The sequence below is a fragment of the uncultured Draconibacterium sp. genome, from assembly GCF_913063105.1.
Taxonomy (GTDB): domain Bacteria; phylum Bacteroidota; class Bacteroidia; order Bacteroidales; family Prolixibacteraceae; genus Draconibacterium.
Genome location: NZ_CAJXYQ010000024.1, coordinates 43,583 through 53,416 on the forward strand (window position 1 = coordinate 43,583; position 9,834 = coordinate 53,416).

A 9,834-nucleotide genomic window follows, 5' to 3' on the forward strand; every position below is an offset into this window, starting at 1 on the left:
AGTTATTCGGGAATACGAAAAACAACAAATTTTTACGGTTTAACTATGCCAAGATTCGGTCTGAATTTTGACAGTTTTTTAGCAATGATTTAATAGTATTTAATGATGAAAACGGGCATAAAGATTGAATTTTTATAATTCTTATGTAAATTTGAAATACATTTTAGTAAAAGATAATTTGAGCGAAGAATTTAAAAATATAATCAACACTGATGCCTACAAAACCCGCGTTGAATATTTAAAAGGAGAAACCATATTTAAACAGGGAGCTTTTGCGCCCTATGTGCTTTATGTTGTTGAGGGTTTGGCAAAGGTTTTTCTGCAAACCGGAATTGATAAGAACATCAACATCAGCGTTGTATCAAAAGGCGAATTTTTGGCATTCTCATCAGTGTTTGGCGAACCGGTGCATACCTATTCTGCCCAGGCAATTACAAATTCAAAAATATGCATGATTGAGAAAGAAAGCTTTCAAAGAATTCTTTTAAACAATCCTGAATTTGCACTGAATATAACTTCGCAGAATTACCGAACCGAAAAACATTTACTGGAGATAATTAGAAATCTTTCGTATAAGCAAATGCGCGGAAAATTGGCATCTGCACTAATTTATTTGTGCCAGCCAGATTTTTTGCAACAAAACATTTTCGATTTTCTTACCCGGCAAGACATTGCCGATTTTGCCGCGATTTCAACCGAAAGCGCTATTAAATTTTTAAAAGAGTTTGAAAAGGAAAAGCTGCTTACTCTTGATGGTAAAAAAGTAATCATTCGTGATTTTTCACAGCTTGAAAACATCAGCAAAAGCGGCTAATTTGTGTTCGTATAAATAGAATATAATTGCTAAACAAGCCAACCAGCCCCTCCCCATTACTCCGATTTTAAATAAACAATTCGTTTAATGCACCAAAATAATCTTCATCCCAACCTTCCGAAATGTTGTCAAATGCTTCTTCCGGAATATTCGTCTGATGCAACTCAACACTTGTTCCTTTCTTATGTTCGTGCAATTTTATGGTTACAACCGAATCCTCTTCTTCACCAAAATACCAGTGCTGAACAATTTTTTTATTGGGTTCAAATTCAATATTCTTGCCCGAAATACTTCCTCCCCAAAGCGAAAAATCGCTATTTGGTTCGAGCGACATAAGAGCTGTTTCGCCGGTCCATATTTCAAGCATTTTTTGGTTTGTGAGGGCATTGTATACGTCCTTCGGGTCGGCTTTTATTGTGTAATAGCGTTTAAGTTGTTTCATCTGTAAAATGTTTTTTATCAAAAATAGGTTTTTCTTTTTACAAGTAAGAAAAACGGCCTCAACTTCGCTCCAATTTTTTACCGAATGCGGTGGGTGCGCATTACCTTCTTGTTTATTTTGTATGAAAATCCAATGGTAAAAAACTCTTTTACCTGTAGTTTAGGCTCTTTTTCACCTGTTGGGTTGCCATCGTTATCATATACCGGGAAAGTAACATCGTCGTCGTATATAAAATGAAACATCAGACGTAAATCGATATATGAATTAAGCTGCATTTTGAAATTGTTTTCCCAGTTCAGGTCGAATTTTTGCAAAGGATCTTTATAGTTTATAAACATCTTGTATTTTGTTTCATACGAAATGTTTTCGGCAATAGTGGTTTTATAACTAATTTCTGCATTTAACCCCGGTTCCCAAAATGCTTTTCGTCCTTCGTTAATACCATAATCTACAGGATCAATCAGGGAAGTATCGCGCACATAAATATTTTTTAGGGTTAGCGGCGATAAAAATACCGACAACCTTTTATGCGGTTTATAATCTAACCCCAGTTTTACGTAGGTTTTTGATGGCGCCATAAAGGCTGAAAGTGGATCGGGGTTATCAGATTTTGGATAATCGTAGCCCCTAAACAGCTGAGTATTAAAGTTAAGCTCGGCACTGTAATACCATTTTTTAAAGGCACTTACTCCGTAACGCGATGTAATTTCAAATTTATCATCATTCTTTTGCAATTCCGAATCTTCGCCACCCGGTTTAATCCAACCGTTTCTAAACTCTGCTGAATTTTCCCATTTCACTTTACCGTCTTTTCGCGAATAGTTGGCAAAGCCTTTTAAAACCATCAGGGTCGAAAGAGAACTTTTTCCTCCCTTTTTCCAATTGTCAGTATATGTTTGTGTTAAACCAATATTCCCATCGCCGCCAATATTCCAGGGGGTTTCAAGTTCGTAGCTTTTCCCAACCGTTGTAAATTTGTTATAGTTCGGTTTTAAGCTCTCAAAATCAAAATCTTTGGTTTGTTTTTCTTTAAATCGCGAAAAAGTTACACCATCATCAATCAGCATCTGTACGGTTCGTTTGTCGGTATTTTTTATCATTACCGCCAACGAATCGTTCTGCTGATTTTTAAGCCAAATTCTCGAATACCGTTCAGTACCGTTTTGCAAAAGCAACTGCTCTTTTTCACCTTTCAAATTTGTTAGTGTCAGTTGGGTTGTATCGATAAAGTCGGCATAATCCATTAGTACATTTAATACTGCTTTTATCGAATCGTTTACCTGGGCCACAACACTATCATTATATTCTTTTAATACGTGGTAATTATTCAGGCGTACTTCGTCGGTGTATGTTTTTATACGGTACTGCAGGTCTTCTTTATATTTCTGAATTCTGTAATTGCTTACAACCTTGTTAATATGATCGGCTTTTACCGAATCGTTATAAAACAATCGTTTTTGCTCCACATAAACTCGGCGCAAACTATCGGTTTTTACCAGCTTATTAAATAAATCCGTCGAATTTAACACCGAATCAGGTATTACTTCCGGTATATCAAGCGAATCGGGGAAAGTATACACTGAATCAGCGAAAAGTTTCATCCCTTTTCCTTCAGGTATTTGCACTATTTCTTGTTCAGCTGCAATAATAACATCGGCCGGAACACTAATTTCTTCGGGTTTAACACTGGCTTCATAAACCGATTTAATAATCTTAATTTCCTGGTTTAAGGCATCGTTCGATATATATCCAGGCACACTCAGGCTATCGTCAACATTCTCTGGCAAACGTGTTACATAATAACCATCAACACGCTGGGTATCATTCAGGTTTTTTATAATTGCGTTAATGGGCTGATCTTCTACGAAATGTAAGAGCGCTTCCACATCAGTGCCTACTTCGGATTTCACAATATGCCAGTTTTTATCTTCAAGAAAATAACTCCGCAGCATTTTAATATTGTGTAGCAACAGTTCATCTTTTCCGGGATTGTCCTGTGCCCAGCTTAGATTTGAAGATCCAATAAAAAATAGTATGAATAAAATGAATTTCCCTTTTCCTGAGAACATAAACTTGTTTTTTAGCTTTCGAATAGAACGCAAAAATAATACCATTGTTATATCTGCTTGTACTTTAAATTGCCTAACAATTAACAGTTGGCTTTTAATATCTTGATGCACAAAATTTTGGTTTCTTACCACTCGGAATATGGATGAGCTGACAACCATGCATTAAAATAACGATAATCGGCACTTACCTCTTTTGTTACCCATGGTGGCAATTCAAACTCCTCATTTTCAGCTAACAATTCCACTTCTGCCAAAACCAATCCCTGGTTACTTCCTTCAAAAACATCTATTTCCCATGTTTTCCCTTTAATCTTTTCAACGTACCTAATTTTACTTACGGGATAATCCTTACACAAACCGAGCAAAACCTCAGCATCCTGAATAGGGATTTCATATTCCATTTCAATTCGGGAAATGCCTTCAGACTTGCCTTTTATAGTTAACCAGGCACTTTCTCCTTTAATCCGAACCCGCACTACCCTTTCTTTATCCGTCGACAAATAACCTTGAATAATTTTCACACCTCCGTACGTAGGTTTCCATATACTGGTGTCTATTAGAAATTTTCGTTCAATCTCTATCATCAGAAATAGTTTAGTTGTTTCGATTAAAAATATCTCGCAAATTTATCACTATTTTTAATGCAACGATTAAAAACCAAACGAATATGATTACGCGCGACGAAGCATTTAACTTACTTCAACAACATGTTAAGGCAGAAAACATGATAAAGCACAGTTTGGCATCGGAAGCTGTTTTACGTGCCCTGGCTCAACATTTAAATGAAAATATTGAAGAATGGGGAATTACAGGTCTGTTACATGATATTGATGTAGAAATAACCAACGCCAACCCAAAAACACACGGACCTTATGCGGAAAACCTGCTACGAGGAAAAATCAGCGATGAAATGCTAGATGCCATTGTTATGCATAACGAACAGGCAACGGATAAAGAACGACACACCAAACTACAACATGCTTTGGCAGCCGGAGAGACCATTACCGGCTTAATTACTGCAACTACTTTGGTTTATCCGGATAAAAAACTGGCAAGTGTTAAAACGAAATCGGTAACAAAAAGAATGAAACAGAAAGCATTTGCTGCATCGGTAAAAAGAGAAAATATTATGGAATGTGATAAACTTGGAATTCCTCTGAATGAGTTTGCTGAACTGGCTCTTACTGCAATGCAATCGGTAAGCGAGCAATTGGGATTGTAATGCATTAGCCATTGCTTTTTAACAATAAATCTTTCCGAAGGATTGATTTTTTCCTTTTCTTGCAATAGAAAACAGAATAAGCCATGCGTACAAACAATAGAATAACCCTGCACTGCCAAACCTTGTGTTCTATTGCGTTTATTTTACTATTTGTGGTGAACAGTTTACAGCTTAATGCTCAGTTGCTTACCGGAAAAATTCGCGATGAAAATAACCAGGCAGTTCCTTATGCTACCATTTATATTGCTGAAACTCGCCAGGGAACCACATCAAATATTAATGGTGATTTCTCTTTTAACCTTCAGCTGGGCACTTATAACCTTACGATTCGTTCAATGGGCTATGAGAAGCAGGAAAAACGGGTTGTTTTAAACACCGACAGCTTGTTTTTGCCCATAGCTTTAAAAGTTCAGCGTTTTGAGCTACAAGAGATTAAAGTTTTTCCGGGAGAAGAAGATCCTGCTTATTTTATAATGCGGAAGGCCATTGCCATAGCTCCGTATTACAGGGGAATAATAAAACATTACAGTGCTGATTTATACATAAAAAGCAATTTCGCTTTTAACAATATTCCTAACCTCATAAAAAAACAAGAACTTGAAGATGGTAAAAAGTTTAAAGACTATTTTAAAGAAAATGTGACCTATGTAATTGAGTCGCACAATAAAATCACCTTTGAATACCCCAACCAGTACAAACAACAGGTTATTAGTAAAAAAAGCTCGTTAACCGGTTTTGACGAACCTCCGGTAATGGGATTAATGACAGCCAGTTTTTACGATGAACGTCCCAACCAGGTAGTTTCTCCATTATCGGCACTTGCACTCAAACATTATAACTTTCAGTACGAGGGCTTTATTACAGTTGGCAATTTTGATGTTTTTAAAATTGGAGTAACTCCCAAGCGTAAAAGCGATGAACTTGTAGAAGGTTTTATTTACATTGTTGACAAGCTGTGGTGTATTTACAACCTCGACTTTAGCTCGAGTTTTGAGTTTTTTAATTACCGTATAAAACAACAGTTCGAAAATCTTGGAAATGAAAACTGGATGCCTGTTTCGCATAACATCAGCGGCGATTTTGGGATGCTGGGTTTAAAAGGAAATTTTTATTACGGAGCATCGGTAAAATACGATTCAATTGTAAATAATAACATTGAGAACAGCATTACGAAAACGGAAGTTCTTTCTAAAGAACAGGAGCAACTTAATACCCGACAGGTTGGCGCGAAAGAAAAAGAACTGGCGAATGAACTAGAAAGCATAACAAACAAAGAAGAATTAAGCAATGCCGATGTAAAAAAAGCAGCCCGGTTAAATCGAAAAATATTAAAGGAACAATACAAGGACTCTACCATTGTTGCTACAGAACACGGAAGCTACCAAATTGCTGAGGATAAAGATTCATTAATAAACAATATTGCCTGGGACACTATCAGAAGCATCCCACTTACACAGGCTGAAATTGAAAGTTACCGAATGGCTGACTCGTTAAAACTTTTGGAGCAACCGGAAAAGAATGATACCAGCAGCAACAGCCAGACCGCGAAGAAAAACATAGGCAAAATTCTGGCCGGGGCATACGACCTGGCCACAGACTCGACTATTCGGGTGAGTTACGATGGATTATTGTCTCCTGTAAATTTCGATTTTAATGCAGTGGATGGCTATAAATATCGTCAGGAATTTCGAATTCGTTTTTTGGTGGATTCTACAAAACGTATTTACCTTACACCAAAACTTGGCTACGCTTTTAACCGAAAAGCTTTGTTTGGCAGCTTTACTGCGCAATTGGTTAATTTTGTGGCACCGGGCAACCAACTCAGCATATTTGCGGGTAAAGAAAGTAAAGATTTTAAAGGCAGTTTGCCGGGGATTTCACCCGCTGTTAATGCTTTAAGTTCGTGGTTTTTTGCCGAGAACTATATGAAATTTTATGAAGATGCTTTTGTTAGGCTGGCGCTATCGCAACGCTTCAAAAAGAATTTTAGATTATTTGGCTCTGTTGACTATCATCACTTTAATCCGCTTGAAAACAATACAACATTCCCTTTGTCTGATAATAAATCGTTTTCGCCCAACCTGCCTGGCAACATGCCTGCCAACAGCCCGGCCCTGGCAGAGCAAAAAAGCTTTAACTATGGTTTTGGTTTAGCTTATCGTAAATCACAACGAAAACCGTGGCTTGAGGAATCACCCTTTCTGTTTATCGATGATTTTTATGAATTCAAACTTTCCTACCAACAAGGTATTCGCGATATTCTTGAATCTGATGCAGATTTCAGCCGAATCGATTTTTCAGTTCGCCACCAGGCTAATTTATCGCCCAGCTCCGGACTCGACTGGCAGCTAAATGCCGGCCATTATTTCCATGCCAAACAGCTGCATTTTTCGCAATACAAACATTTTAGTTCTGCAGAAATACCTGTGATGCTAAAACCTTTTACCCATCGGTTTCAATTGCTTAACGATTATGTACTCAGCAGCAACAATAGCTACCTTAATGTAATGAGCGAATTTAGAACAGAGTACCTTCTACTTCGGTACTTGTCGGTTTTTAACAAACGAACCTGGAGTGAAAGCCTCCATCTGAACTATGTATCAAGCTCTGATTTTACTAATTACTGGGAAGCAGGTTACAGTTTAAACAGCTTGTTTTTTGCCACAAACATTGGTATTTTCGCCGGTTTTAAGTCTGATCGATTCGAATCATTACAAGTAAAACTGAGTATCTCGGCTTTTGAATAAAAAGCAAAGCTGAAAGCAAGCATCTTCCGGATATTCAGCATTGCCTTGTATAAATGGTACTAATATTCAGTTGAAAATAGTTCAGGAAATTTACCTTTAATTCCTTTCTCCCGGTAAAAATCCTTCATTCTTCTAATATCTTGCCGGGCATCATCCGAGAGTTCAAATTTCTCACCAATCGAAATTTCTTTTCGGCCCCAATCAAAATATCCCAGGTACACGGGTATTCCTGTTTCTTTAGCTATTATATGAAATCCGGCTTTCCACCTTTTATTTAAACTCCTTGTTCCTTCAGGAGTTAATGCCAGGTGTACATACTCGTTCGTATTAATTAGATTTATGGTTTGTCGTATAACATTGGCACCTTTTGAACGGTCGATGGGTAAACCGCCCATTTTTTTTATAAAATAACCCAAGGGCCAAAAGAAAAATTCTTTTTTAATTAAAACGTTGGCCACTGCACCCTTCGAGGTGTAGAATAACCACGAAATAACAAAATCCCATGCACTGGTATGTGGCGCCCCAATAATTATACATTTGTTGTCAGGAGCTTTTTCACCAACTGTTTTCCACCCCATTAATTTTAATAAAAATATACTTATTCCTTTCACTTGAATTGGTTTTATTTATTGTTCTGTTATACTTTCTATTTCTGCTTTGTTGTGCTTATTTCGTGCAGCTCAAAATTTGTTGCACCAGCATAGTTGGTCAATAACTCTATTGCCATTTCTGTCGCTTTTCCGAGCACGTTTGTGGTTTCGTAGGCAATTATTATCATTAAAAATCGTTTGGTATCCGGGGTAACACAGGTTCTTACCGAGTCGCTTGTTGGCGTACCAAAGGCACCTTTTTCATCTCTAAAAACCGGCATAAATTCAATATTAAGCTTGCCTTTTCCAATACCTTCGTAGGGTTCATTCGGTTCCCCAATACCAAAGGTAATGGCACCATCAATAGCATTGGTATCATAACCACCAATTGAAAAACCGGTAGATATGGAAACGAGGTTTAGCTGATCAACCACGTTGTTTACCTGGTAAATCTCGCCGCGCTTTAACACCCTTCGTAAAAGTGCCTCTGCCGACAAACGGTAGCGAGCGGGATCTTTTCCGCATAATTTATAGGCCCTTCGCGAGGCAGCTATCGCCGGAAGTTTACTAATCTCCTCCACCTTTAGGCTTCGATTCAGATCTTTAATTTTTTTTTCAATGTGTAGCCAAAGTGAGTTGTTTTTAGCTTGGTAGTCGATATCGCATTCAATACACGACAACGTTAATTGTGGAATTTTCTCGGCCAGCTCTTTACCAATACTAATCTTATGCATAAAATCACAACAGTTTTGTTTTTCAAATCTTTTCTTACTGCTTGCTCTTCAACTAACAGAAAGGAATGCAAAGAAAGGAACTTTTGTTTTTGATAACAACTGTTTATTAAATTCCTGCTGGTGCAAAACCAAATTGCACGAAATTTTGGGGCAGTAAAACAAAATATTTTCACAATCAAATCCCATGTTCTGCAAACAAAAATTCTTATCTGCGAGGTGTTGCCTGCCAAATTATTTTTGTAAATTGTTAAGCAATAACACTAATTAAAGAAATGAGCATAATAGCTGTTTTGTATTTATGCGGGTTTTGTATTATTTCTTTCAAAACAAATAATTTAATAAAATGAAAAAAGCAATTTTTATTGGGTTTTTAATTTTTTCGGTAATTGCCGTTTCTGCGCAGGATAAAAAACTAAGTCGTAAAGAACGAAAAGCAGAACGCGAAGCGAAGCTAACGGAGCAAACTAAAAAGCTTATAGAGGATAAGGCCTGGCAATTTAACGCCTCGCAAATGCTTCCTTCAAGTGGCAAAAGCAGAAGCCTCACTACATCGTATAATGTGGTTTTAAAAGACAATGAAGTGGATTCCTATCTCCCCTATTTTGGCCGCGCCTATTCTGCCGATTACGGGTCAACAGAATCGCCGATGATTTTTAAGGCACCGATTGAGGACTACAGTGTTGAAGACGGGAAAAAAGGTGGATTTGTTGTTAAGTTCTCAGCCAAGAATAAAAACGACCGCGTGACTTATACCTTTCAAATAGGTTCAACCGGATCGGCTTCGCTAAGTGTTAACAGTACCAACCGGCAACACATTTCGTACCATGGTGATTTTGTGCCAATAACTGAAAAAAAGAAAGAATAAGAATTTGAAGTTTACTAGTCCTAAATAAGCGTTACAGATTATTGGGCTAATTTAATAGATTCACAAACCGTTTCAAAACTAGTTTTGAAACGGTTTGTTCTTTTATAGCTTTTAATTTTAACAGTATTTTGTCTATGCATTTGATCTGGAGTAAGCATTTGACAAGACCAATGAGGTCGTTTTGTATTGTAAATTTCAATGCTGTTTTTCACTAAGTCTTTCATCACCTGCAATTTTACCCGGTAATCTTCAAGCATAAATTCCTGTTTTAAAATGACGTCCCCCCGAAAAACTGGACATCTCTAAATTTGAGGATTCGGCAAAATATTAATATGTTTAATTGATAAATAT

General features: G+C 37.1%; 10 protein-coding genes. 4 read left to right on the plus strand and 6 right to left on the minus strand.

The features are described from left to right. Nucleotides 1-151: 151 nt before the first annotated feature. A complete protein-coding gene (locus QZ574_RS17765; RefSeq protein ID WP_297092032.1) occupies nt 152-814 on the plus strand; it encodes a Crp/Fnr family transcriptional regulator in 663 nt (220 codons plus the stop codon). A 67-nt stretch (nt 815-881) separates the two neighbouring features. Here QZ574_RS17765 and QZ574_RS17770 read toward each other — a convergent pair whose 3' ends face one another. The 3 genes from QZ574_RS17770 to QZ574_RS17780 form a co-directional block, all read right to left on the minus strand. After that, nucleotides 882-1,256: an SRPBCC domain-containing protein gene (locus QZ574_RS17770; protein ID WP_297092034.1), complete on the minus strand. Its 375-nt coding sequence runs from the start codon at nt 1,254-1,256 to the stop codon at nt 882-884. Nucleotides 1,257-1,333: 77 nt separating this feature from the next. Further along, entirely contained in the window at nt 1,334-3,325 is a 1,992-nt protein-coding gene (locus QZ574_RS17775) for a DUF3078 domain-containing protein (protein WP_297092036.1), read from the minus strand. A 125-nt stretch (nt 3,326-3,450) separates the two neighbouring features. Continuing rightward, nucleotides 3,451-3,909 carry a CYTH domain-containing protein gene (locus QZ574_RS17780; RefSeq protein ID WP_297092037.1) on the minus strand — a complete coding sequence of 153 codons (459 nt, stop codon included), beginning with the start codon at nt 3,907-3,909 and terminating at the stop codon, nt 3,451-3,453. Between the two features lie 83 nt (nt 3,910-3,992). On the opposite strand from QZ574_RS17780, the gene QZ574_RS17785 reads away from it, so the two are divergent. Further along, nucleotides 3,993-4,547 (plus strand): HD domain-containing protein, encoded by a 555-nt coding sequence (locus tag QZ574_RS17785; RefSeq protein WP_297092038.1) that lies wholly within the window; start codon nt 3,993-3,995, stop codon nt 4,545-4,547. Between the two features lie 83 nt (nt 4,548-4,630). After that, nucleotides 4,631-7,294 (plus strand): DUF5686 and carboxypeptidase regulatory-like domain-containing protein, encoded by a 2,664-nt coding sequence (locus QZ574_RS17790; protein WP_297092040.1) that lies wholly within the window; start codon nt 4,631-4,633, stop codon nt 7,292-7,294. A gap of 59 nt (nt 7,295-7,353) precedes the next feature. On the opposite strand, the gene QZ574_RS17795 is transcribed toward QZ574_RS17790, so the two are convergent. After that, nucleotides 7,354-7,905: a 1-acyl-sn-glycerol-3-phosphate acyltransferase gene (locus tag QZ574_RS17795; RefSeq protein ID WP_297092042.1), complete on the minus strand. Its 552-nt coding sequence runs from the start codon at nt 7,903-7,905 to the stop codon at nt 7,354-7,356. 35 nt (nt 7,906-7,940) lie between these two features. Beyond that, a complete protein-coding gene (locus QZ574_RS17800) occupies nt 7,941-8,618 on the minus strand; it encodes a phenylalanine--tRNA ligase beta subunit-related protein (protein ID WP_297092044.1) in 678 nt (225 codons plus the stop codon). Between the two features lie 343 nt (nt 8,619-8,961). Between QZ574_RS17800 and QZ574_RS17805 the strand changes: the two genes are divergently transcribed. Beyond that, nucleotides 8,962-9,483 carry a DUF4251 domain-containing protein gene (locus QZ574_RS17805; protein WP_297092046.1) on the plus strand — a complete coding sequence of 174 codons (522 nt, stop codon included), beginning with the start codon at nt 8,962-8,964 and terminating at the stop codon, nt 9,481-9,483. 38 nt (nt 9,484-9,521) lie between these two features. On the opposite strand, the gene QZ574_RS17810 is transcribed toward QZ574_RS17805, so the two are convergent. After that, nucleotides 9,522-9,758 (minus strand): IS3 family transposase, encoded by a 237-nt coding sequence (locus QZ574_RS17810; RefSeq protein ID WP_363314498.1) that lies wholly within the window; start codon nt 9,756-9,758, stop codon nt 9,522-9,524. Between the last annotated feature and the right edge of the window lie 76 nt (nt 9,759-9,834).